The 23,237-nt window shown below is 44.4% G+C and carries 23 protein-coding genes and 1 pseudogene; 12 read left to right on the plus strand and 12 right to left on the minus strand.

The annotated features are described in order from the left end of the window. Window positions 1-38 precede the first annotated feature (38 nt). Window positions 39-668 carry a TetR family transcriptional regulator gene (locus F899_RS01575; protein WP_005220473.1) on the minus strand — a complete coding sequence of 210 codons (630 nt, stop codon included), beginning with the start codon at window positions 666-668 and terminating at the stop codon, window positions 39-41. A 198-nt stretch (window positions 669-866) separates the two neighbouring features. On the opposite strand from F899_RS01575, the gene rph reads away from it, so the two are divergent. Both rph and F899_RS15900 read left to right on the plus strand, forming a co-directional pair. Beyond that, window positions 867-1,583: a ribonuclease PH gene (gene rph, locus F899_RS01580; protein WP_004813903.1), complete on the plus strand. Its 717-nt coding sequence runs from the start codon at window positions 867-869 to the stop codon at window positions 1,581-1,583. A gap of 156 nt (window positions 1,584-1,739) precedes the next feature. Next, complete coding sequence (locus tag F899_RS15900; RefSeq protein WP_004813902.1) at window positions 1,740-1,862, plus strand: hypothetical protein; 123 nt, start codon at window positions 1,740-1,742, stop codon at window positions 1,860-1,862. 123 nt (window positions 1,863-1,985) lie between these two features. Here F899_RS15900 and nadC read toward each other — a convergent pair whose 3' ends face one another. Further along, window positions 1,986-2,831 (minus strand): carboxylating nicotinate-nucleotide diphosphorylase, encoded by an 846-nt coding sequence (gene nadC / locus F899_RS01585; RefSeq protein ID WP_005220475.1) that lies wholly within the window; start codon window positions 2,829-2,831, stop codon window positions 1,986-1,988. Window positions 2,832-3,011: 180 nt separating this feature from the next. Between nadC and ampD the strand changes: the two genes are divergently transcribed. Both ampD and murJ read left to right on the plus strand, forming a co-directional pair. After that, window positions 3,012-3,596 (plus strand): 1,6-anhydro-N-acetylmuramyl-L-alanine amidase AmpD, encoded by a 585-nt coding sequence (ampD, locus tag F899_RS01590; protein ID WP_005220477.1) that lies wholly within the window; start codon window positions 3,012-3,014, stop codon window positions 3,594-3,596. 65 nt (window positions 3,597-3,661) lie between these two features. Then, window positions 3,662-5,212, plus strand: coding sequence for a murein biosynthesis integral membrane protein MurJ (gene murJ / locus F899_RS01595; RefSeq protein WP_171063854.1), 1,551 nt, complete (start codon window positions 3,662-3,664; stop codon window positions 5,210-5,212). A 93-nt stretch (window positions 5,213-5,305) separates the two neighbouring features. Here murJ and F899_RS15310 read toward each other — a convergent pair whose 3' ends face one another. Next, complete coding sequence (locus F899_RS15310; protein ID WP_004647174.1) at window positions 5,306-5,464, minus strand: DUF1328 domain-containing protein; 159 nt, start codon at window positions 5,462-5,464, stop codon at window positions 5,306-5,308. 193 nt (window positions 5,465-5,657) lie between these two features. Here F899_RS15310 and F899_RS01605 point away from each other — a divergent pair, with 193 nt between their 5' ends. Further along, window positions 5,658-6,110, plus strand: coding sequence for a YcgN family cysteine cluster protein (locus F899_RS01605; protein WP_005220481.1), 453 nt, complete (start codon window positions 5,658-5,660; stop codon window positions 6,108-6,110). A 10-nt stretch (window positions 6,111-6,120) separates the two neighbouring features. Here the strand turns inward: F899_RS01605 and F899_RS01610 are convergent, their stop codons facing one another. After that, entirely contained in the window at window positions 6,121-8,256 is a 2,136-nt protein-coding gene (locus tag F899_RS01610; protein ID WP_005220482.1) for a putative bifunctional diguanylate cyclase/phosphodiesterase, read from the minus strand. A gap of 264 nt (window positions 8,257-8,520) precedes the next feature. Between F899_RS01610 and F899_RS01615 the strand changes: the two genes are divergently transcribed. Continuing rightward, on the plus strand, window positions 8,521-9,795 hold the full coding sequence (locus tag F899_RS01615; protein WP_005220483.1) for a replication-associated recombination protein A: 1,275 nt from the start codon (window positions 8,521-8,523) through the stop codon (window positions 9,793-9,795). A 372-nt stretch (window positions 9,796-10,167) separates the two neighbouring features. Here the strand turns inward: F899_RS01615 and F899_RS01620 are convergent. From F899_RS01620 to dapA, 6 genes and pseudogenes are all read right to left on the minus strand, one after another. After that, window positions 10,168-10,647 (minus strand): annotated as a pseudogene (locus tag F899_RS01620) (YrbL family protein); the annotation flags it as partial. Window positions 10,648-10,665: 18 nt separating this feature from the next. Then, window positions 10,666-10,833 (minus strand): YrbL family protein, encoded by a 168-nt coding sequence (locus F899_RS16030; protein WP_005220486.1) that lies wholly within the window; start codon window positions 10,831-10,833, stop codon window positions 10,666-10,668. Window positions 10,834-10,990: 157 nt separating this feature from the next. After that, the gene (locus F899_RS01625; protein WP_005220488.1) at window positions 10,991-11,623 is read right to left on the minus strand and encodes a YrbL family protein; all 633 of its coding nucleotides are present in this window, start codon (window positions 11,621-11,623) and stop codon (window positions 10,991-10,993) included. Window positions 11,624-11,816: 193 nt separating this feature from the next. Then, complete coding sequence (gene purC, locus F899_RS01630) at window positions 11,817-12,536, minus strand: phosphoribosylaminoimidazolesuccinocarboxamide synthase (RefSeq protein WP_005220503.1); 720 nt, start codon at window positions 12,534-12,536, stop codon at window positions 11,817-11,819. Window positions 12,537-12,574: 38 nt separating this feature from the next. Then, a complete protein-coding gene (locus F899_RS01635) occupies window positions 12,575-13,180 on the minus strand; it encodes a hypothetical protein (RefSeq protein ID WP_004890926.1) in 606 nt (201 codons plus the stop codon). Between the two features lie 12 nt (window positions 13,181-13,192). After that, a complete protein-coding gene (gene dapA / locus F899_RS01640) occupies window positions 13,193-14,092 on the minus strand; it encodes a 4-hydroxy-tetrahydrodipicolinate synthase (RefSeq protein WP_004890923.1) in 900 nt (299 codons plus the stop codon). Between the two features lie 718 nt (window positions 14,093-14,810). On the opposite strand from dapA, the gene mhpT reads away from it, so the two are divergent. The 3 genes from mhpT (at window position 14,811) to F899_RS01655 (ending at window position 18,331) form a co-directional block, all read left to right on the plus strand. Continuing rightward, window positions 14,811-16,025, plus strand: a complete 1,215-nt coding sequence (mhpT, locus tag F899_RS01645) for a 3-(3-hydroxy-phenyl)propionate transporter MhpT (protein WP_004890920.1) — start codon at window positions 14,811-14,813, stop codon at window positions 16,023-16,025. Between the two features lie 608 nt (window positions 16,026-16,633). Then, window positions 16,634-17,263: a bifunctional nicotinamidase/pyrazinamidase gene (gene pncA / locus F899_RS01650; protein ID WP_004890918.1), complete on the plus strand. Its 630-nt coding sequence runs from the start codon at window positions 16,634-16,636 to the stop codon at window positions 17,261-17,263. 114 nt (window positions 17,264-17,377) lie between these two features. After that, window positions 17,378-18,331, plus strand: coding sequence for a bile acid:sodium symporter family protein (locus F899_RS01655; protein WP_004890915.1), 954 nt, complete (start codon window positions 17,378-17,380; stop codon window positions 18,329-18,331). A 67-nt stretch (window positions 18,332-18,398) separates the two neighbouring features. On the opposite strand, the gene F899_RS01660 is transcribed toward F899_RS01655, so the two are convergent. Next, window positions 18,399-19,652 carry a hypothetical protein gene (locus tag F899_RS01660; protein ID WP_004890913.1) on the minus strand — a complete coding sequence of 418 codons (1,254 nt, stop codon included), beginning with the start codon at window positions 19,650-19,652 and terminating at the stop codon, window positions 18,399-18,401. 77 nt (window positions 19,653-19,729) lie between these two features. Between F899_RS01660 and serB the strand changes: the two genes are divergently transcribed. The 3 genes from serB to F899_RS01675 all read left to right on the plus strand — a co-directional run bounded on the left by serB (window position 19,730) and on the right by F899_RS01675 (window position 22,326). After that, a complete protein-coding gene (serB, locus tag F899_RS01665) occupies window positions 19,730-20,956 on the plus strand; it encodes a phosphoserine phosphatase SerB (protein WP_004890910.1) in 1,227 nt (408 codons plus the stop codon). 411 nt (window positions 20,957-21,367) lie between these two features. Beyond that, window positions 21,368-21,703 (plus strand): ciprofloxacin tolerance protein AciT, encoded by a 336-nt coding sequence (gene aciT / locus F899_RS01670; RefSeq protein ID WP_004890907.1) that lies wholly within the window; start codon window positions 21,368-21,370, stop codon window positions 21,701-21,703. Between the two features lie 143 nt (window positions 21,704-21,846). After that, window positions 21,847-22,326, plus strand: a complete 480-nt coding sequence (locus tag F899_RS01675; protein WP_004813874.1) for a hypothetical protein — start codon at window positions 21,847-21,849, stop codon at window positions 22,324-22,326. Window positions 22,327-22,639: 313 nt separating this feature from the next. Here the strand turns inward: F899_RS01675 and dtd are convergent, their stop codons facing one another. Further along, window positions 22,640-23,080 carry a D-aminoacyl-tRNA deacylase gene (dtd, locus tag F899_RS01680; RefSeq protein ID WP_004890902.1) on the minus strand — a complete coding sequence of 147 codons (441 nt, stop codon included), beginning with the start codon at window positions 23,078-23,080 and terminating at the stop codon, window positions 22,640-22,642. Between the last annotated feature and the right edge of the window lie 157 nt (window positions 23,081-23,237).

Below are 23,237 nucleotides of genomic sequence, written 5' to 3' on the forward strand. Positions count from 1 at the left end.
ATTGTTGAAAATATCTATTCTAGCTGCCTGAAGGCTGTTCATGCATGAATGTCCTGAAATAGCAGTTGCATCTGAATAACCGTCTGAGCTTTAAATTCTGCTGCGCGACTTTGTTGAAGATTGACATCTGACAGACCTTGAATACTCAGCCAACCCATCGCCCAATTCAAGGATAAATCCACAAGCATCTGGACCAGCAGCTTCAAGTGTTGAGGCGATTTGATTCCCTGAGCGGAATAAAGATTTCCCAGCTCATCGACCAGATCAGCAACTAAAAATTGCAGTTCTCGCTCAATACTGGTCCGCAAAAAGTCTGATCCGCCCCAACGTTCTGTACTAAAAAATAGCCATGGCTCAGGATGTTCTTCAACAGCCTGAAGGAAAAGACCAATTGAGGTTTCAGTATCTGAATGTACTTGATACAAGTAAGCTTCTACCAGCCGATTTAAGACACCTTTTAAATTAATGGCGACTTGGTCGAGCAGTTCCAGACCCAATTGCTGCATGTCCTTAAAATGCCGGTAGAACGCCGTCGGCACCAGTCCAACTTCACGGGACAGTTCACGCAGGCTGATATTGCTAAATGCACGACCACGGCTACTCAGTACCAGTGCGGCATCTAGTATTGCCTGATGACTTTGCTGTTTGCGTTCTGCACGTAAAGACATAAAAATCTTCTCGATATTTCCCTTTAAGTTTAACAAAAAATCGGCAATCACGCAGCGCCATTCAGATGGCCTGATTTTGTATTTTGATCGAACAAGACTGAATTGATTTTGTAAATCATGCCAAGGGCCGGGCAATCTTGGCAGAGGCTTCTGCTATACTGAGCCGCAATTATTTTTCAGTCAAAGCAGGACTTATTTATGCGTATCGACCAGCGAGCATTAGATCAATTACGTGACATCAAAATTACCCGCAATTACACACGTTATGCGGAAGGTTCAGTATTGGTTGAATTTGGTCATACTAAAGTGCTTTGTACTGCCAGCATTGACAACTCGGTTCCCCGTTTCCTGAAAGGTCAGGGCCAAGGCTGGGTAACCGCAGAATATGGCATGCTGCCACGTTCAACACATACCCGTAGCGACCGTGAAGCGGCACGTGGCAAACAGAGTGGCCGTACTCAGGAAATCCAGCGTCTGATCGGCCGTAGCCTGCGCGCTATGGTGGACCTGAAAAAACTCGGTGAAAATACGATTACCATCGACTGTGATGTGATCCAGGCAGATGGCGGGACACGTACAGCCTCTATTACCGGTGCTGCGGTAGCATTGATTGATGCGATGAATGTGTTGCTTGAGAAGAAAAAAATCAAGCAAGATCCACTTAAAGGTCTGGTTGCTGCAATTTCTGTGGGGATTTTCAAAGATGAAGTACTACTAGATCTTTGCTATGAAGAAGATTCTAACTGCCAGACTGACCTGAATGTTGTGATGACTCAAGCTGGTGAATTCATTGAAATTCAGGGTACTGCAGAAGACAAGCCATTTACCCGTAGTCAATGCAATGACATGCTGGAAATGGCTGAGAAGGGCATCCAAGAGCTGATCAAGAAACAGCAAGAAGCTTTAGGCTGGTAATTTAGCTTCTAGTGAAAAACGCATCTTCGGATGCGTTTTTTTATGGGTATTCTTAGGCTTCAACATTGCCTCACAAAAATTGAACAGGACCTATCTACTGTATCGCTGTGTTTCGAGAGATGATTTTCAATCTACTTAACTATAGAGGGTCAACGTATGAAAATATTATTCATGGCACTTTCAGTCTGTACCGTTCTTGGTCTGACTGCCTGTGATAATAATTCCCGTGATGCAGATCGGGATGGTGCTTCTGCACCAGCAGGACAAAATACCAATTAGTCATCATACCCCCAGTGTCACTTCATTCATCTTTATTATTTTTTGTGCAAAAACTGCGCAAAAAAATCTAAAAATAAAAAAAGGGTGCTTCGCACCCTTCTTCTAACGCGTATTCAGCAAGATCTAGGCATTAAAACGCATGGATAAATCAATTGCTTTCACATCCTTGGTCAGAACGCCCATCGAAATATAATCTACACCTGTACTAGCCACTTCACGTAAATTCTCAATCGTAATATTGCCCGAAGCTTCCAGTTTGCAACGACCTGCTACATGCTTCACCGCATCAATCATTTGCTGCTGGCTAAAATTATCCAGCATCACGATATCTGCCTTGGCTTCAAGTGCCTGATTTAACTCATCCCAGGTTTCTACTTCGACTTCTACCGGTTTACCTGATGCTATCTGATGTGCCTTGGCAATGGCCTGTTCAATCCCACCAGCTGCCATAATGTGATTTTCTTTAATTAAAAAGGCATCGAACAGCCCCAGACGATGATTCTGACCACCCCCAATCGCTACGGCATATTTCTGTGCAATACGCAGGCCGGGAATGGTTTTACGAGTGTCTAATAGTTTGGTATTTAAACCTTCTAATTGTTTGACATAGCTTGCTGTTTTGGTCGCGACTGCAGACAGGGTTTGGACAAAATTCAATGCCGGACGTTCTACCGTGAGCAGGCTACGCGCAGAACCTGCCAGTTTCAGGAAGGCTTCATTTGCTCCGACACGGTCACCGTCATTCTTCAGCCAGATCACTTCAATTTTTGGATCGTAGGCTTGAATCAAAGCATTCACCCAAGGTTGCCCAGCCAGCACCATATTCTCACGACTGATAATGGTGGCAGTCGCCTGTTCATCTTCAGGTGTTAGCAGGGCAGTAATGTCACCATCACCAATGTCTTCAGCCAGCGCCTGTTGGATATTGATCTGAATCGACTGTTCTAGCAAAGCTTGAGATATGCTCATGAGTATTTCCGTATCTTTTGTAAGCCGTGAAAATTGCGCGTTATATTAGCACTGTTACATAAAAATGAGCGATTTTTCGTACAGTCATCACAGCTGAATTGAGATTTGGATACGAAAGTTTTAGCATTAAGCCAGCTGCATTGCGCAGCAGTCATTTTGATTGGGGATAGGAAAGTTTTTATGCAACAAGCACCTGCGTTTCATGTGAAGGATGGACAACTCATCGGTGCACGCCAGATTCCCTCACCCAATTATAACCAGCGTCCGGAAAATACCGAGATTCAACTGATCGTGGTGCATAACATCAGCCTGCCGCCCTCGCAATTTGGCGGTGGTTATATTGAGCAGTTTTTCCAGAATCAGCTGGATTGGTCAGTACATCCTTATTTTCAGACCATTCAGGGCATGCAAGTGTCCACCCATCTGTTGATTCTGCGTAGCGGGGAAGTGCTGCAGTTCGTCAATTTTAATGACCGGGCCTGGCATGCGGGTCGTTCGACCTATCTCGCTAAGAAAGAATGCAATGATTATTCTATCGGGATTGAGCTTGAAGGCAGCGATGACCTTCCCTTTGAACAGGCACAGTACGATGCACTGGTACAGGTGACTGCCTGTCTGCAAGCCCATTATCCAAAAATCCAGCAACATATTGCCGGACATTCTGATATTGCCCCGGGACGTAAAACTGATCCAGGCCTACATTTCAACTGGGTCGCATTCCGTGAACAATTGCATCATTATAAAAATACATCAATACCTGAATAGGAATGTGATAAAGCAATGAACTTCTGCCAGAAGTTTCATTACAATAGGCAAAATTTAAACATTAGGTGAACAGTATGGCGCTGTGGCGTTCGACCGTCATTGTCAGTGCGATGACCATGTTGTCACGGGTACTGGGTCTGGTTCGGGATATTGTACTGCTCAATGTCTTTGGTGCAGGCAAGGACTTCGATACCTTCGTGGTCGCATTCCGTATTCCCAATTTCTTCCGGCGTCTGTTTGCGGAAGGGGCTTTTTCACAGGCTTTTATTCCGGTACTGACCGAATATAAAACCACACGGACGCATGCCGAGGTACAGATCCTGATTAGTAGGGTATTTGGCTGTCTGTCTACCGTCATGAGCCTGCTGACCTTCGTGGCCATGGTCGCTGCACCTGCCATTATTTATGTTTATGCACCTGGCTTCCATGCAGATCCAGAGAAGTTCGCACTGGCATCGGACATGTTCCGCCTGACCATTCCTTATCTGCTATTCATGTCATTGACGGCTTTTGCCAGCAGTATCCTGAACAGCTATGGTTCATTCACTACACCCGCTTTTGCACCGGTGCTTTTGAATGTGGCAATGATTGCCGGCGCCTTATGGCTTACCCCATATATGGCCGAACCGATCATGGCCTTGGGCTGGGCAGTATTGATTGCGGGTGCTTTGCAACTGGCGATTCAGATTCCGGAACTGTGGCGCAAGAAACTGCTGATTCCACCCAAAATCGACTTCAAGCATGAAGGCGTAGACCGCATCATGAAACTGATGCTGCCAGCGCTGTTTGGTGTTTCGGTGACGCAGATCAACCTGCTGCTAAATACCATCTGGGCATCCTTTATGCAGGATGGTTCGGTATCCTGGCTTTACAGTGCTGAGCGTATGACGGAGTTGCCATTAGGCTTGATTGGCGTGGCAATTGGTACCGTGATTCTGCCATCTTTGTCGGCACGTCATGCCGAACAGGATCAGGTGAAATTCCGCAGCATGATCGACTGGGCGGCGAAAGTGATTGTAATGGTCGGCCTACCGGCCAGTATTGCGCTGTTCATGCTTTCTACGCCGATTATTCAGGCGCTGTTCCAACGTGGCCAGTTTGATCTGGAAGATACCCAGATGACAGCAATGGCGCTCCAGTGTATGAGTGCTGGCGTGATTTCATTCATGTTGATTAAAGTTTTTGCACCAGGTTTTTATGCCCAGCAAGATACCAAAACACCGGTACGTGTCGGTTTAATTGCAGTAGCGGCTAACGCGATTCTGAACGTCATTTTTATTGGATTCTTCAAGCTGATCGACTGGCATGCAGAACACATGGCATTGGCTTTAGCTTCTTCAGGTTCAGCTTTGGTCAATGCCGGAATGCTATATTTCTATCTGCACAAGCGTGATATTTTCCGCTTTGGTGGCCACTGGAAAAAGCTCATGTTGCAGTTTGGTTTTGCCAACTTTGCCATGATCGCAGCGCTGGCATATGCATTGACCTGGTATAATGGTGAGGTATCGCAATGGATCCGTGTGGCTGAAGTCATCGGGCTGTGCATTGTCGGAGTCACAGTTTATTTGCTCGCATTGGTATTGACCGGTTTCCGACCACGACATCTGAAACCATAAAATTCATGCAAAAAAATAAGAGCCATGAGGCTCTTATTTTTTACTTCTTATTCCATCGGTAGATGGTCTTGAATCAGGACAAGATCCGTTACTCTAGACCTTACCGCGGGACAAGAAACCAACAATTGCAAGAATAACCGCAATTACCAACAGAATAATCGCGAAATCCTTAGACAGACCGGCTACTCCACCAAAACCCAGTAAACTGGCAATCAATGCAATAACAGCGAATATAATAGCCCAACGAAACATCTTTGAATCTCCATGTGTTTTTATTCTCAAAATTAGTATAGGGACAATAAGCTCTTCAAACTGTTAACCTTTTGTTGATAATCTGTCTAATAGTTAGTAATCGTGTGAGTATAGTTATCAGATGCTTACAGTACGTTTATTTTGTGCAGGGCTGCTATAATAGATTGCTCCTGTCTCATCTCTGCCTGCTGTTATGACTGATACTTTGCGTCCTGAATTCTGGAAACACTATACCCTGAACGAGCTGAAGCCTCAGGAGTGGGAAGCATTGTGTGATGGCTGCGGGCTCTGCTGTCTCATTAAATTTGAAGATGAAGATACTCAGGAAGTCACCTATACACGCGTTGCCTGTAAACTGCTTGACTGTCAGACCGCGCGCTGTTCAGATTATCCCAACCGTTTACAATTCGTGCCTGACTGTATTCAGCTCACGCCTGAAAAATTGGCGGCTATTCACTGGTTACCAGCCAGTTGTGCCTATCGCCGGGTGGCTGAAGGAAAACACTTGCCGTCTTGGCATTACCTGATCAGCGGTTCACGTGAAAGTGTCATTAAAGCGCGCAAGTCAGCCGCAGGCCGCTGTCTGAGTGAGCTCGAAGTCGATGAAGACGAAATGGAAGATCATATTGTGCGCTGGGTGCGCTAGAAATTTCGTTCTAACACACAGTGCTATGCAGTAATTGCTGTGCTGCACTACCCGCCATTGGCCGATAGAAATAAAAACCTTGTCCGATCTGGCAGTCACAATTGATCAGGGTAGAAAGTTGCTCAGTATTTTCAATACCTTCTACCAGCACATCAAGCTCAATACTGGACCCGATCTGGGTAATGGCTTTGACAATTGCTAGTGCCGAGGGATCAGTATTCAGGCGTTCCACAAAGTTACGGTCAATTTTGATACAGTCCACCGGATATTCCTGTAAACGGGTCAGGGAAGAATGGCCGGTACCGAAATCATCTAAAGAAATATGAATGCCCGCCTGTTTTAACAAGTTCAGTGCACGAATGACATAATTAGCTCCCCGTTCTGACAGACTTTGTTCGGTAATTTCCAGTTCAACCTTGTCTGCCGAAATATCAAAGCGAGACAGCCGTTCTAATAACTTTTCAGCATAATCGTCACGTAGGAATTCGACAGGCGCTGCGTTGATCGAGATTGGCAGAACTTCTAAGCCTTGTTCCTGCCATTGGGTCATATCTTCAAAGACTTTCAGCTGCATGGTTTCGCTGATTCTTGAGGCCAGTTCATAGTCCTGAAAAGCACAGAAAATACGGGATGGCAGCTGAACCTGGTGGTGCTGATCTTTCCAGCGCAGCAGTGCTTCAAAACCAATCACCGCACCATCGGACAGGCGTACCTTGGGTTGATAGTAAGGAATAATCTGGTTTGAATTGATAATTTTACGCGCCAGAATTAGTTGACGGGTCATCTTGTCCAGCGATTCAAACATTTCCTGACTGAACATGCGGATGCCACCGCGACCACTGTTTTTCAGATCATTGAGTGCGATATCGGCACATTTTAATAAGTTGGAACTGTTGATGGCATCACGGGGATAAATGGCACCACCAACACTGATGCCACTATTAATACTTCTACCGGCATAACTGATCGGTATTTCCATCTGCTGACAGACCTTTTTAGCCACCTCTAACAGCTGTGATTCATGCTCAAGATTTTGGACCAAGACAGCAAATTCATCACCCCCTAAACGGGAGACGATGGCTTCAGGTCCAAGATTGTTCTTGAAACGTTCCCCCAGGACATGTAAAAGATGGTCACCGGCAATATGCCCCAAGGTGTCATTGATATGCTTGAAATAGTCTAGGTCAATCAGGAGCAGCCCGGCTTGGCTCTGTTGTTGCCGTGCTCTGAACAGGACGCGTTTAAACTGTTTATAGAAAGTGCCGCGATTATATAGTCCAGTCAGCTCATCAATTTCTGTGACTGCTTTCAGCCGGGTTTCCACCTGTTTTTGCTGGCTGACATTACGTGAAACACACAGAATCTGTCGAGTCACATTGTGTTCATCCACGATTGGAGTGAGTAAATTATCCCAATACTCTGGTGCTTGACCCTGTAGCTGGCTAGTGCCAGAAAAACGGGCATTCATGCCTTGGGCAGCACGCTTTAGCGCACGCCTGCCAGATGGACGGACCTCGGCAGGCAGCAGATTCAGCCAGGACATACCAAAATGCTGTTCAGTTTCAGACAGTCCCAAAGCCTGTCGGCCAGAACGGTTTACATGACTCAATTTACCATCAGGCGTCATGATTTTTATGCAGTCTAAGCTTGCATCCAGCATATTTTGCTGAGTAGCAATGATCTGAGAGAGTTGCTGCTGGATTTCAAAATAATCATGCACATCGGTCAGGGTGATAGCCCAGTGCAGCAGGCTACCCGTTTCATAATGAAACTTCATGTTCAGCAGACACATACGATAACCGTGATCGAGTTTCTGGATCCGGCATTGCAGTTCTGCATTCTGACGTTTATTCAGTACAGTATGCCATTCGCTAATAAAATTAGATAAATCATCAGGATGAATAAACTGTTGCCAGTATTCCCGACCGTACTCATTCAGATCAATCCCGAGATAGTCCTGCATGGCCGTATTAAAATATTCAATCTCATCCCGAGTCTGCAACCACATTGGTTGAGGGAGGGCATCAGCAAAATCCTGGATACATGTTAGCTCTGGGCCAGTGGTCGACCTGAAAGTATCTGACGGTAATGAATCCGGTGATTCAAACCGGGCAAAAGTGTCCAAATTCTGCTTATCACATTCCATGTATTCACCGATACAGAGGTTTTATTTGATCTAACCCCGAACCCACTTATCTATTATTAGAATAAAAGAACATTCATTCAGCGCTAGCTGATCTAAAAAGAATATGATCAAATTTGTATGAAGATGCAAGGTCTAATTCACTTGAAATGATAAAAAATATTGTCATACGTCGGTACAGAGACAGAAGCTAGACAAACTTCATATTCGGAATTAAAAACAGCTAATGCTAGAATGCAAACAGATTAAAAGTGAGCCCATTATAAAATGTCAGACAGCCATATCCCTCTTCCTGAACGTTTGAGGCCACGTGACCTCAGGGAAATTATTGGGCAGGATCACCTGCTCGGTGAAAATGCACCTTTACGTCAGATGATTGATCAGGGGCATTTACCGTCTATCATTTTCTGGGGTCCACCCGGTGTAGGCAAAACCACAATTGCACTTTTACTGGCACAGGCAGTGGACCGGCCCTTTGTCAGCCTGTCCGCATTAAATACCGGGGTGAAAGAACTTCGTGAAGTCATTGCGGACGGTGGTGATCTGCTGACACCCGTGGTGTTTATTGACGAGATTCACCGCTTTAATAAGTCTCAGCAGGATGCTTTGTTAAATGCGGTCGAAAAAGGCAAGATTACCCTGATTGGTGCCACCACCGAAAACCCATCTTTTGAAGTCAACAGTGCCTTGTTGTCACGCTGTCAGGTTTATAGTTTAAATGCTTTAAGTGCCGAGGCAATTGAGACTTTATTGACTCAGGCGATTCAGTCTGATCGTTTCTTACAGGAACGTCATATCCAGATTGAAGAATTCGATGCCCTGATCCAGTTTGCAGCAGGAGATGCACGTAAAGCACTTAATCTGCTAGATCTGGTTGCCAGCACCTTTGAACCGGATATGGAAAATATCATCACCAATGCGGTGGTGGTAAAGGTAGCGCAGCAAAATATTGCCCGCTATGATAAGTCTGGTGAGCAGCACTATGATCTGGTCTCAGCCTTTATCAAATCGATTCGTGGCAGTGATCCGGACGCAGCACTATACTGGATGGCACGGATGTTAAAGGGTGGTGAAGATCCAGTCTTTATTGCACGCCGTATGTTGATTGCCGCCTCTGAAGATATTGGCAACTCCAATCCCAATGCATTGTTACTGGCGGGAGAATGCTTCCGTTCTGTTCAGGCCGTTGGAATGCCGGAATGCCGGATTATTTTAGGACAATGTGCAGTTTATCTGGCCACCAGTGCCAAGAGCAATAGCACCTATCTGGCCATCAATAAAGCCATGGAACTGGCAGATAAAACTTCTAATCTGCCCGTACCATTACATTTGCGTAATGCACCGACCAAGCTGATGAAAGAGCAGGGCTATGGTGTGGACTATCTGTATCCACATAATTATCCAGAACATTTTGTACTACAGGATTATATGCCGCCGGAACTGAAAGGAACCAGGCTGTATGAGTCAGCACGGAATAAACGTGAGGTTGAAGGAGAACGCTTACAGCAACGCCGCTGGCAACAACAGCAACAGCAGCAATAAAAATTTCTACGGATATCTACGGTTTAACCTTTTAGGTGTCCATTTTTATTGGTTTTCCTGCCAAAAGCTGTACGATCAACTCAGGCTGAACTCAGCCGCAAGTCCATTACTTTTTTAGAAATTTAAAACGGTGTGCAAAAAAAAGCCCAGTTCAGGGAGAACCGGGCTGAAAATAGGATGTCCTTGGGGGAGATACATCCTAGAGGGTAGAAAAAATTCTGGTCGGCAAGTCTGGCGAAAATAACTTCTAACGCCATGACCTCGCCTGCTATAGAAATGATTTTAAGAGCTTTAATCAGAGATGTAAAACCGATTATTTTTATTAATAGAATTTATTTTTTCGATGATTGTGGAAGGCAATAAAAAACCGAGCTAGGCAGCCCGGTTTTCGATTTGATTCTGCTGAGCAGACTGCAGCAATTCATCCATTTTATGGCGAATTCGACCTTCAATTTTGCGTACATTCTTGGCATTCAGAGATTTACTCATGGCACGTAGCGGGATAAACAGTTTATCTCCCATACCATCCACCAGGACGAACTCCGGTTTACCACTGCGCTTTTCACTGTACATGATGCCGGCAATATTCACTTCCCCATAAACAATATGCAGATCACAGCAGGCATCAAAAAATTCATCCAGTGCTTTGGCATGTGTGTCATTAAACTCGCCAGTACGGCAGAGTTCGTGCAGGGTAATGCCGTTGCCATTTGGACTGATAATTTTCTCGACAACCAGTCCTAAGCCCTGATCTGTTTCCACAAAGCCATAGGGTGTTTCAATCGGGAAACTAAAAATGTTGTGCTTATAGTGATTTTTACACAGCTGTAGGTATTGCAATACTTCACGGCGGAACTGCTTATATACACCTTAAGCATGCCCACGTTTAAAACGGCCGAGATGTGCCCATTCACCGTTATCATTGATGCGGTTTGGATTCATCACTTTAATGGCTTTACTTTCATCAGTCGGATGCTGATAAACCAGTTTATAACCGCCTTTACCTAGAAGGGTAAGATCATTAAGTTGATACATCATGGAGACCTGAATAAAATAAATGGGAGAATTTTTAACCGTAATGTAACATAAAATGCACGAAAAAGCCCACCTATACCCTTGGTGAAAGGAGTACACGATGGTAATCGCTTGAGAAATAAATCAAATAACTGAGTGGTTCAGCTCAAAAAATTGTAAATTAAGCTTCGAGCAGCTTCTGCATCTGCGCTTTAATTTTAGCCTCAACTTTACGCACATTTTTAGCATTAATACGCTTGCTCATGGCACGTAATGGAATAAGCAGTTTTTCACCCATACCATCGACCAGAACAAATTCAGGTTTATTATGCCGCTGTTCGGTATACATGATGCCGGCAATATTCACTTCACCATAGACAATATGCAGGTCACAACACTGGTCAAAGAAGATATCCAAAGCCTGTGCATGCTTCTCGGTAAATTGTTTTTCACGACAAAGCTCGTGCAGGGTAATTCCTCTGCCATTTGGGCTGATAATTTTTTCAACGACTAGCCCCAAACCTCTATCGGTCTGAACAAAGCCATACGGAGTTTCAACGGGGAACTCAAACTGGTTATATTGATAGTTGTTCTTGCATAATTGCAGGTATTGCAATAACTCACGGCGGAACTGTTTATATGCCCCTTGAGACAACTGGCGCTTGATCTTGCCATGACCTTTCCAGCCCCCATCAGTATCTACACGATCTGGATTCATGATCTTGATAATCTTATCGTCTTGCTCGGGGTGCTGAAAAACAATTTTTGAGCATCCTTGGCCCAGACGGGTAAGTTCATCAATTTTATACATCATGTAATGTTCCTGATAAGTCGAGGGATCTCATCCTACGCCGATGGCAAAATGGACAGATGGGTTAATGCTACCTAAAAATAAGAAAAATTTCATGTGCTGACATGGAAGTGATATTTAAACTGATGATTTGCAAAAGCATAAAAATAAAAAACCGAGCCATTCAGCCCGGTTTTTTAAATCTGTTGAAAACAGATCAGATATTGTCTAAATCAATACCTAAACGTGCAGCAACTTCTTCATACGCTTCAACCACACCACCCAGGCCTTGGCGGAAACGGTCTTTGTCCAGTTTTTTCTTGGTATCTTTGTCCCATAGACGGCAACCGTCTGGAGAGAATTCATCACCCAGTACGATACGGTCGTGGAACACACCGAATTCAAGTTTAAAATCAACCAGAAGCATATTACCCGCTTCGAATAATGCTTTAAGCACTTCGTTCACTTGGTAAGTCAGTTCTTTCATTTTTGCCAGTTGTTCAGCAGTTGCCCACCCCAAAGCAATCGCTTGAGATTCGTTCACCATTGGATCGCCAAGGGCGTCATCTTTAAAGAACAATTCGAATGTAGGAGGTGTTAACTCTTTACCTTCTTCAACACCAAGACGACGGCATAAAGAACCCGCAGCATAGTTACGTACAACACACTCTACTGGAATCATTTTGAGTTTTTTTACCAATACTTCGTTTGGCGTTAATAGCTTCTCAAAATGAGTTTCAATACCAGCAGCAGCCAGCTTTTCCATGATGAAGGCGTTAAAACGGTTATTCACCTTACCTTTACGATCCAGTTGTTCGATCTTTTCGCCATTGAATGCTGACGCATCGTCACGAAAAACTAAAATCAGGTGGTCTTCACTGTCTGTGGTATAGACAGATTTCGCTTTACCAGTATAGAGCAAGGTTTGTTTTAACATGAGGGAACCTTCTACAAAAAAAAATGCCTAGAAAATGTCTAGGCTGGCCAATTTTGGTAAATCTGGTTTAACAGTTCTGCTGCTTTTTCGCGATCGGCAAAACTGTTATCAGGATTAAACACAGCCAGGGTGTTACTCGAACCTGCAGGAGAGAGTCTTAAAACATAGGTCTGCTGATCGACCTTAATCGTTACCTGGTAACGATCTTTGCTTTGACCAACGATGGAATGGTTAAGGCTGCTGAGCGTGGCAAGAGTGTATTGCCATATTGTAGCAGCATTTCCATCAATTTTGAGCAACGGATTTTGATTTCCATCCATCACCAGTTGCGGCTTTCCCGTTATATCTGTAACAGTTTCATCAGCTTGAGTTGAACGAACTGGCTCAGCAGAAGGGCGTGGCAGGGCAAAACGGTTGCCACGTTCATTTTCCAGTTTTGGTGCATGTTCAATCGCAAGCGGATCTACTGTCGGAGCAGGATACAATGGCGTTGCAGGACGAACCATAGCACCTTCAGGGTATTGCAGAGGCTCTAGCGTAGTGGTGTCCTTGTAGTCCAAAGTGCCATTTTTAAAGGCCATTGAACTACAACCCGCTAAACTGAATGCTGAAAGGGCAAGGATAAGTCCTAAACGTAATTGCATAGTATTGTGCTCTTATTTAATGACGCCCGCTGCAGCAAGTGCTTCATGAAGCGGAGCGCGATATTGTTCTGCAAGTGGTGTTAACGGCAGGCGAATACCTGTACCGATGAGGCCCATGTCATGGAGTGCCCATTTCACAGGAATTGGATTCGATTCGCAAAATAAAATATTGTGTAAATTTGCAACCTGAGCGTTAAGCGCTTCAGCACCAGCATCATCACCGCTAATAGCAGCGGCACACACTTCGCTCATGACTTTTGGTGCAATGTTGGCGGTCACAGAAATGTTCCCTTTCGCACCATGTGCCATCAGCTGATACGCCGTTGCATCATCGCCAGAATACACGGTCATGTCTTTGCCTTGTAAGCCAGCGATCAGTGCAGCACCGCGTTCAACATCACCTGTCGCATCTTTAATCCCGACAATTTGCGGGATATCTGCCAGACGAATCACTGTTTCGTTTGACATGTCCACACCGGTACGGCCTGGTACGTTGTACAGGATTTGCGGCAGGTCTACTGCTTCGGCAATCGCTTTATAGTGCTGATACAGGCCTTCTTGAGTTGGCTTGTTGTAATACGGAGTGACTAGAAGTGTAGCATCTGCGCCCAGGTCTTTGGCTTCCTGGGTCAGCTCAATGGCTTCACGTGTTGAGTTTGCGCCTGTGCCGGCAATGATTGGAATACGTTTGTTCGCGACACGAATGATTTCTTTGATCACTTGCGTGTGTTCACTCATGCTGAGTGTAGATGCTTCACCTGTTGTACCAACCGCGACAATACTGTTGGTGCCCTCTGCAATGTGCCACTCAACCAGCTTCTCGAGACCCTTCCAATCTACGCTGCCATCTTCAAACATAGGGGTGACGATTGCGACAATGGAACCCTGAATGGTCTGTGCTTGCTGAGTCATTTTAAAAAACTATCCTATTTGTCCATCCGAAGAGAATAAGAAAACATATTTGGGATGGGTTTGTATTTTGATTTGTAGCAAATTCAATGCATTTGCGCCGAATTGAATATTGCGTATGCAAATTATGACTGATCAGCAGCATAAGAACAATATGCTTTGCTGAAAGCCACTCAATTCTTTATACAAAGCTCTGTAACAACAAGCAAGCAATAAAAAGAATGAAACTTCTTGTAAAACGATAAAAAGAGAAGAGTATTTTCACATGGTCTGGATAATTGGACACTTAAATAGAATTGTCATATAAATGACTGTTTAAGTAGGTTATTACATTGGAAATTCAAATAGTTAAGCGATTATTTAAGATTTATAAATGATTATCCAATAGCTAAAACATATCAATAATACAAGGATAGACATGGTTAAAAATGCATTGAAATCCCTGTAATAATTCTTTTTAGATATTAGTGAATCCTTAAATATTTATTGAATGTTGGATTTTTTTAGCTGATCTGTAAGCCTTAAATCCTTAAACAGGAATTTTCTGGCAATGACAATAATTGTTTTTGCGACTTTCTAAGGATTCTATCTCAAACAACAGCACCGACTCCTGTATCTGTATATCCCACTAAAACATTCAACTTATTGGTAGTTAAATCCGACTTCGGTCTCATAGATGATGACGGCTCTATTTGAACGCTGATTGAACAAGGATAATCCAATGGAAAAATCAGATAATAAGCATGCTATCGTCACGGTCGCGATCTGTTTTCTGATTGCAGTGATTGAAGGCTTAGATATTCAGGCTGCAGGTATTGCAGCAGCGGGTATTCGTGAGCATTTTGGTCTCGATAGCTCACAATTGGGTGTATTTTTCAGTGCAGGGATTCTGGGTCTATTGCCTGGTGCACTGGTCGGTGGTCGTATTGCGGACCGTATTGGCCGTAAGACTGTTTTGATCTGGTCTACAGCGGTGTTCGCTGTATTCACACTTTGTACAGTATGGGTCAATAGCTTTAACTCATTATTGGCTGTACGTTTCTTGGCAGGTGCGGGTCTCGGGGCGGCAATGCCAATCTTAATTACGCTTGCATCTGAAGCTGTAACACCTGCAAATCGTGGTCGTGCAGTCGGCTTGATGTACTGTGGTATGCCAGTCGGTGCAGCAATTCTGTCATTGATTGCAGCGACTGAATTTGGTGCAAACTGGAAAAACATTTTCTACCTCGGGGGATTATTACCAATCATCGTGATTCCGGTGATGATGTTCTTATTGCCTGAGTCTAAAGAGTACTTAAAAGCGAAAGATCTAGCAGAAAATGCACCTGCTGATGCTGCGCCTAAAGGTGCGTTTAAAGACCTGTTTAACTCACAAAACCTGCTACGTACCATGTTCATCTGGGTAAGCTACTTCTTCACATTGATGGTGGTATACATCATGCTGAGCTGGTTGCCATCTCTATTCCAAGAACTTGGCTTCACACGTAAAGAAGGTGCTACTGCTCAGTTCTACTTCATGCTAAGTGCGACTGTAGGTACAGTGATTTTAGGTGTGTTAACTGACCGCTGGAAGAAAGCATACGTCATTCTATTAATGTACGGCGGTATCTTGGCAGGTCTATTGGCGCTAAACGCCGCAAGTTCATTAATACAAATGTACATGGCATCAGCGCTAGTGGGTGCATTCGTTATTGGCTGTCAAGGTGTATTGTATGCCTTCGGTGGTATCGTTTACCCAACAGAAGTTCGTGGTACGGGTGTTGGTGTTGCATCAGCAGTAGGCCGTATTGGTGCAATGCTTGGACCAGCAATTGCAGGTAGTCTGTTAACTGCAGGCTTCGGTGCGGCGGGTGTAATCTCAGCAGCGATCCCATGTATTATTATCTCAGCAGTATTCATGTTGTTCTTGGTTCGTAAAATGAACAGTGCGGCATAAGCGAAACTGAATAAAAAAACCCGCAGGATGCGGGTTTTTTTATGCCTCAAAGGATGATTCAAACGACATAAATGAACCTCTTAAAACTTATATCGCTATTCGACTTTAGCCATATTTGTCATGATTGCACTGAAAAATAATTACAAATAGGAAAGAGTGCTTGGCTCAAAAACTACGCATTGCGCATTTCCTATAACAACATCAAAACTATACGCTATAGAGCATTCAGGGCGAAATTCAGCTTGAGTTACCTCATCTCCTTGAAACTCAAACACACTCTCTTTCTCGACGGGCATAGCTCAACTTTGAAAATCAAGCGCGTATGATGATGTCAATCTACACATCATTGTCTTTAAGCTGGATGCAATGCCGGAATATTTTGATTGGCTATATAAGACGTTATACACGGGCTTATTGTTACTTTCATGTGGCATCGCTAGGTAAAGCCAAAATCTACCTATGTTTTGTACGCCATTTGGCCCAAGAATTGCCCGAATACGATTTTTGTCAGAATGCGCAGTCATTCTATTTTTGTCACCGGGACTAAAAAACAGCATGGTTTTTAGGCTATGCTTGGGCATCATCAAGATTTCAAGGAATGAGAGCGTATGCAGCAGAATGCCGCGTTGATTGTTGTGGATGTTCAGAAGGGATTTACCCCGGGAGGTAATCTGGCAGTCGCAGGTGCGGATCAGATTATTCTGAATATCAATCAACTAGGACAATACTTTAGTAATATTGTACTGACCCAGGACTGGCATCCAGAAAATCACATTTCCTTTGCAGCTCATCATCCTGACAAAGCTACCTATGACACGATCCAGCTAGAGTATGGCCCTCAGGTGCTCTGGCCAAGCCATTGTGTGCAGGGCACTGCGGATGCTGAACTGCATCCAGAATTGGATCTGCCACAAGCGCAGCTGATTATTCGCAAAGGCTTTCATCAAAATATCGACAGTTACTCTGCTTTTATGGAAGCAGACCGGAAAACCAGTACCGGTCTGGCAGGTTATCTGCGAGAACGTGGTATCGATACGGTATTTATTGTTGGAATTGCCACCGATTTCTGTGTGGCGTGGACAGCGATGGATGCCTGCAAACTGGGTTTTAAGTCCTATGTAATTGCGGATGCTACTAAAGGCATTGACCTAAATGGTTCACTGCAACATGCCTGGCAGGATATGCTGGCTCAAGGAGTAAAAAGGATTTATCTGAAAGATATAATCGATGTGGCCTAAACGCTGGCTTTATTATTTTTGAGCTGATCTGCTTTCAGACGAGTTGATATATTTATATATTTTGAGGCATCAAACGATGCCTCGATTTCCTTTTAAATGCCCCTGGATTTCCCCATGTCAGCACTCCTTCAATTTAGCCAGTTTGTCCAAAAGACCTTTGCTTTGTGGGTGATTCTGTTTTCTGCCATTGCCCTGATGCTACCGGAGCTTTTTGTCTGGCTACGTGCCTATATTCCCTGGATGTTGGGCCTAATCATGTTGGGTATGGGCATGACCATGACAGTAGGCGATTTTAAAAGTGTGTTACAGAGTCCAAAAGCAGTGGCAATTGGGGTGGTGGCCCAGTTTATGGTGATGCCAGGGCTGGCTTTTCTCCTATGTCAGCTGTTCCAGCTCCCGGCTGAAATTGCGATAGGGGTAATCCTGGTGGGTTGCTGCCCGGGTGGAACTGCATCCAATGTGATTACCTACATGGCCAAAGGCAATACCGCCCTGTCTGTGGCCTGTACTTCGGTTTCAACTTTGCTGGCACCTGTTTTAACCCCGGCTATTTTCTATCTGCTGGCCAGTCAGTGGATTGAGATCAATGCCTGGTCAATGCTGGTATCAATTCTGCAAGTGGTATTATTTCCGATTATTTTGGGCCTGATTATCCGTGCCATTTTAAAGGCTAAAGTTGAGGCTTATATCCAGGTAATGCCACTGATCTCGGTGATTGCGATTGTCGCAATTGTCGCCGCAATTATTGCTGGCAGTAAAACCCAGATTCTGGAATCCGGACTAATGATTTTAGGCATTGTTGCCTTACACAATGGCCTGGGTTATTTGCTTGGTTATTGGGCTAGCAGAATCTTCAAACTGGCTGAAATTGACTGCCGTGCGGTGTCGATTGAAGTGGGGATGCAGAACTCAGGGCTAGGTGTGGCTTTGGCTGCAACCCATTTTGCTGCATCTCCCATCACAGCCGTACCGAGTGCCATTTTTAGCTTATGGCACAATATTTCTGGACCAGCCTTGGCTACTTATTGGGCAGCTAGAAAACCCGCTGAGACGGATCAGCAGAACTGATGCCAGCAGAAACAAGGAATAAAAAAAGCCCGATGCTAAGATCGGGCTTTTTACTCTTCAAAATTTATTAGGAGGCTTTGGACTGTTTCGATTTCAGGATATCGGTTCGGAAGCTTTGCGCCAGTTCTGCCATCTCGGCATCCATCCCATTCATCACGAAAGCATGACGGGTCAGGACATTGGTTGGATTTGGCATGCTGACCAGTTCATAGTGATCAGAAATAGATTTAAGTAAGAAATTCGGGACATGTACCGCACTTTCACGCGCTATCAGTTGCTGTGCCAGACGTTCAGCCGCTTGAGTTGAATTCAGCTGCATTTCATCCACTTTTGAAGCGATCGCGCTGCGTGTCTGCAAGACAAAACGTTTATCTTCACGATAGCGTTTGTACAGCACTTCAGAAAGTAACTGGAAGACATAGCTGATCAGGGTGAGGCAGGCGAGGGCATTGGGCTTGTCTGCGGCAATACTCAGTGTTGCACCTTTTTCATCAAACTTGTGTACCGTCCAGACATCCGAACTGTTCAGTTTATAATGTTGTACGCACAGTTCAGTGGCCTTATTTAGGAAGATCTGACACAAGTTGAAATAAGGCACAGACACAGTCTTGTTGACCGAATCCAGCAGCTGTTTGGGATCATAGAACTGGATATTCAGCGACAGGGTATCTTTTTCGACTACAGCCGGCGTGCTGTCTTTTTCCTTTGGCTTATTGTGAACCGCTTGCTGTGCCTGAGCAATTGCCAAAGCCGCATTGTGTTTTTCCTGTTCCAGTGCCTGAGTCAGCGTTTGAATTTCAAATTTCAGACGTGATTCATTATTGATGCGCGCCAGGTATTCACTGCGGCTTGGACGGGCAATGGCGCGATAAGCTAACCATAATAAACTATGCAGAATGAAAGAGAATAAAATCGCTGTCCACTGGGTACGCAGAATTTCACCGATACTTGGCTCAATCAAAGTAATCTCAACTGAACCGACTTTTTTCTCGTTAAGTAATGCTTCGCGGACAAAAACCTCACCATCTCGGGTTTTCGTCAGACCACCAGTGGCTAAAACCTGAGCATTTGCATCCAGGATGCGAATTGAGGCAACACTTGGGTTAGTGGAATAACGATTTGCCAGTAAAGCCAATGAAACACGATTGGCTGGATCCAGCTCAGCTAGGCTGTCTGTCACCAGTTGACTGGTCATGAGCTGACCTTGGCTGGCACGGTTTTCATTCAGCTGGTGAGTGGTTGCCAATACCAGTAAGAAGGTATGAAGGGCAAAACTTATAATCAGTAGGCTAGCAAATAGCCCTTGTCTAGGCGCATTCAACGTAAACTTCCAAGGCAATTCTATTCAAATTCGATTATGATTCTAACAATAGTTGTAGCTCAGACCCGAGTCAATTCATGCGAGAAATCATTCTTATATCATTCTTAGGACCCGACCAGCCTAATCAATTTACACGATTAATGCAGGTTTTGTCCGCTCATTCCTTACAGATCCTGGATGTTGGACAAGCGGTTATTCATAACCAGTTGACCTTAGGTATTGTTGTATCTTCGGACGACCAGACCGCTACCGCATTAGCCATGAAGGAAATCCTGATTCTAGCACATGATATCGGGTTAACAGTGCGCTTTAAACCGATCTCTGTCACAGAATACAATCAATGGGTCAAAGAAGGCGGTCAGACCCGTTATATCGTGACCGCATTGGCCCCGGAATTAAAGGCTTCCCACTTGCAAGCCGTGACCCAGATCGTGTCCAGTCAAGGCTTTAATATTGAAACTGTAACCCGACTCTCCGGTCGTCCGGTACTGGACGATGATGATACGGAGGCTGGACCAAAACGTGCCTGTGTACAGTTCAGCCTGAAAGGTCAGATGCTGGATGCCGCAGCAATGCGTACAGCCTGCCTAAGCCTGTCTACGGCACTGAATGTCGATGTTGCAGTTCAGGAAGACAATGTTTATCGCCGTAACCGTCGTCTAGTCTGCTTTGATATGGACTCGACCCTGATCGAGCAGGAAGTGATTGACGAGCTGGCAATTGAAGCAGGTGTCGGTGCACAGGTGGCTGAAATCACCGAACGTGCCATGCAGGGCGAGTTAGACTTCCAGCAAAGCTTCCGTGCACGTGTAGCACTACTAAAAGGCATGGATGCATCTGTGCTGCCGAAGATCGCAGAACGTCTGACCATTACTGAAGGTGCAGAACGTCTGATCTCTACCTTGAAAGCACTGGGTTATCGCACCGCAATTCTTTCTGGCGGCTTCCAGTACTTTGCTGAGCATCTGCAAGCCAAGCTAGGCATTGATGAGGTCCATGCCAATGTCCTCGATGTTGAGGATGGGATTGTGACAGGTGAAGTCAAAGGTCATATTGTTGATGGTGCGCGTAAGGCGCATCTGTTAATGACGATTGCTGAAGAGATGGGTATTTCCCTGGAACAGGCAATTGCCGTGGGTGATGGTGCCAATGACCTACCAATGCTATCGATTGCCGGTTTAGGCGTGGCATTCCGTGCCAAGCCACTGGTCCGTCAGAATGCCAATCAGGCGATTTCTAGTGTCGGTCTGGATGGCGTACTGTACCTGCTTGGTGTACATGACAAAGACCTCAGCCGTGCCTGAGATTAGCGATTTTTAAGATAGAAACGCGGTCAAATGGCCGCGTTTTTTTATGCTGATTGATCACGCGCTGAAGAGTAGTAGAGGGAACTATATAGAAATATACCGATCATCTTAAACGGAAAAATAATTTTTTCAGTCCAGAAAAACGGCGTTTATTTTGTAATGACACGCCAGCATCGATGGGGCAAATGTTTCGGAAAAACTCTAAAAATAAAAAATGTAATGACAAAATAATATCGCGACAGAATATGTCGTTGAACAGAAATAAAGGACTTTTTTTAGTTAAAAAACTCATCATAATGCTGGCATAGATAGACAAATCAATATATTCCACGAAGTGGATTTTACGACATTCAACCATGAGAACCGCTGCATTACTTGCATGATCTGGGGTTGGACGGAGGGGATTTTATGGTAACAGCGAATTTAGCAACAATTGTGGGCTTTAGTCTGGTAGCCGCTGCTGTACTTGTTGTGTTCTTCTCGCCGTATCGTCGCTGGTTAAGTTTTATGGTGGCTGGAATGTTTACCTGGGGGCTGATTGAAGTCATTCGCCTGGGAACACAGACACTATTTGAACTGCCAATGACCTATGGTTATTTAGCGGCGTTATCGAGCGTGATGGTCATAGTAACTCTATTGTTGCTACGTGAAGATCGTCGTGCCGAGCGCGCACTGGCCAAGCGCCGCTGCATCGAACATACACCTGTTTATGAAGATGACCAGCAGCAGTTATCCAGCCGATAATTGCGCTATTAAAAACAATAAAAACAAATGCACCTTCGGGTGCATTTTTTGTTAACGATCATCTACAAACTGCATGCTTAACCTCCTTGTAATTTATGCTAGGATAGCTATCAATTTTCGTACAATTACAATAGGCATAACTCATGAAACTGTCGTCAATTCCTGTCCTGAAACTTCCTTTGGTCGATCTCAGTACCGACCCGCTTGATTTACTGGTTGCAGGCTTGGCTTTGCGTATGAAGCAGTTGGCACGTACCAGTCCAAAATTTATTGAATTGGTCCATGAGCGTCAGTTCCGTATTCAGATCGGTACAGATGAAGGTCTGGCGCGCCAGATTATTGTCAATAACGGTGATATTGATACTGTATCAGGTAATGCTGAGCCAGCAGATTTTGTATTGCAGTTTGCAGACAGCGAGCAGGGTGTTAAAACTTTGATGAAAGGTGACCCAACCGCATTTATGACCGGCATGCAAAATGGCACTATCAAAATGGAAGGTGACTTTGGCTTGCTGGTCTGGTTTAACCAGGTGGCAAAGATGCTTCCACCAAAATTGCCAAAACCAGTCAAAGAAAAGGTGAAGCTGGTACGTCAGTTCATCAAAGAGAAAACGGGTAAATAAGATTTAAATTTTTTAAAAGATCTGGAATGCTAGTCAATTAAATAATTGGTTAGCATTTTTTTCGAGCTTAGAAAATATATGAAATATCATCCGCAACTGTTTCAGGCAAGACTAGAGCTAAAAGAGATTGTTTCTGCGAGATATATATTCATTAATCAGATCTGACGAGTTTTGTAGTGAAGAGCATTGCTCCGCAAGATGCCTCCCTTGCGAAGCTCCACTTCTCATTCGGGCAAAACCAAAGTAATAAGGACTGATCTAAAAGAATACTTTATAAAGAAAAAATTTCGAGAAAAAAGTATCTGAGAGCTTATTATTCAACTTCTAAATTAAACGTCACCGGTCCGTCATTGACCAGATGCACTTTCATGTCGGCAGCAAAAATACCAGTTTGTACATGATCGAACTGGCTTTGAGCATACTCTACCAGCTGCTCATACAGCGCTTTGGCCTCAGCCGGTGGCATGGCCGGACCGAAGTCAGGACGTAAACCTTTTTTGGTTTGGGCCATCAGGGTAAACTGTGAAACCAGCAATAAACCACCGCTCGCCTGGGCAACGTTCCAGCCCATTTTTCCCTGTTCATCATCAAAGAAACGGTATTTCAGAATTTTATCAATCAGCTTCTGGCCTTTTTCTAAGGTATCTTCCTTACCAATCCCTAAAAAGACCAAGATACCGTGCTGAATTTCTCCGGTTGTTTCACCCTCAACAACGACTTTGGCTTCTAGCACTCGCTGTAATAATGCGCGCATATTTGACTCAAAAACTGAAAATTATGTGCATTGTACAAGAACCGCAGCAAGTCTGCAGATTAGCTCTGCTTAAAATGTATTCTAATCTATTGACTATATTTGATAATATTTTAAGAAATCTAAAAACACGATTGAATTTATAAAAATTATCTGTTTT

Origin of the sequence: Acinetobacter sp. CIP 101934 (assembly GCF_000369585.1) — a bacterium.
In the GTDB taxonomy this organism is placed as follows: domain Bacteria; phylum Pseudomonadota; class Gammaproteobacteria; order Pseudomonadales; family Moraxellaceae; genus Acinetobacter; species Acinetobacter schindleri.

Bases quoted from the DNA above. Each gene is read 5' to 3' on its own strand.
- F899_RS01575 (WP_005220473.1), bottom strand. From the start codon at position 668: ATGTCTTTACGTGCAGAACGCAAACAGCAAAGTCATCAGGCAATACTA.
- rph (WP_004813903.1), top strand. From the start codon at position 867: ATGCGTATCGACCAGCGAGCATTAGATCAATTACGTGACATCAAAATT.
- F899_RS15900 (WP_004813902.1), top strand. From the start codon at position 1,740: ATGAAAATATTATTCATGGCACTTTCAGTCTGTACCGTTCTTGGTCTG.
- nadC (WP_005220475.1), bottom strand. From the start codon at position 2,831: ATGAGCATATCTCAAGCTTTGCTAGAACAGTCGATTCAGATCAATATC.
- ampD (WP_005220477.1), top strand. From the start codon at position 3,012: ATGCAACAAGCACCTGCGTTTCATGTGAAGGATGGACAACTCATCGGT.
- F899_RS15310 (WP_004647174.1), bottom strand. From the start codon at position 5,464: ATGTTTCGTTGGGCTATTATATTCGCTGTTATTGCATTGATTGCCAGT.
- F899_RS01605 (WP_005220481.1), top strand. From the start codon at position 5,658: ATGACTGATACTTTGCGTCCTGAATTCTGGAAACACTATACCCTGAAC.
- F899_RS01610 (WP_005220482.1), bottom strand. From the start codon at position 8,256: ATGGAATGTGATAAGCAGAATTTGGACACTTTTGCCCGGTTTGAATCA.
- F899_RS01615 (WP_005220483.1), top strand. From the start codon at position 8,521: ATGTCAGACAGCCATATCCCTCTTCCTGAACGTTTGAGGCCACGTGAC.
- F899_RS16030 (WP_005220486.1), bottom strand. From the start codon at position 10,833: ATGATGTATCAACTTAATGATCTTACCCTTCTAGGTAAAGGCGGTTAT.
- F899_RS01625 (WP_005220488.1), bottom strand. From the start codon at position 11,623: ATGATGTATAAAATTGATGAACTTACCCGTCTGGGCCAAGGATGCTCA.
- purC (WP_005220503.1), bottom strand. From the start codon at position 12,536: ATGTTAAAACAAACCTTGCTCTATACTGGTAAAGCGAAATCTGTCTAT.
- F899_RS01635 (WP_004890926.1), bottom strand. From the start codon at position 13,180: ATGCAATTACGTTTAGGACTTATCCTTGCCCTTTCAGCATTCAGTTTA.
- dapA (WP_004890923.1), bottom strand. From the start codon at position 14,092: ATGACTCAGCAAGCACAGACCATTCAGGGTTCCATTGTCGCAATCGTC.
- mhpT (WP_004890920.1), top strand. From the start codon at position 14,811: ATGGAAAAATCAGATAATAAGCATGCTATCGTCACGGTCGCGATCTGT.
- pncA (WP_004890918.1), top strand. From the start codon at position 16,634: ATGCAGCAGAATGCCGCGTTGATTGTTGTGGATGTTCAGAAGGGATTT.
- F899_RS01655 (WP_004890915.1), top strand. From the start codon at position 17,378: ATGTCAGCACTCCTTCAATTTAGCCAGTTTGTCCAAAAGACCTTTGCT.
- serB (WP_004890910.1), top strand. From the start codon at position 19,730: ATGCGAGAAATCATTCTTATATCATTCTTAGGACCCGACCAGCCTAAT.
- aciT (WP_004890907.1), top strand. From the start codon at position 21,368: ATGGTAACAGCGAATTTAGCAACAATTGTGGGCTTTAGTCTGGTAGCC.
- F899_RS01675 (WP_004813874.1), top strand. From the start codon at position 21,847: ATGAAACTGTCGTCAATTCCTGTCCTGAAACTTCCTTTGGTCGATCTC.
- dtd (WP_004890902.1), bottom strand. From the start codon at position 23,080: ATGCGCGCATTATTACAGCGAGTGCTAGAAGCCAAAGTCGTTGTTGAG.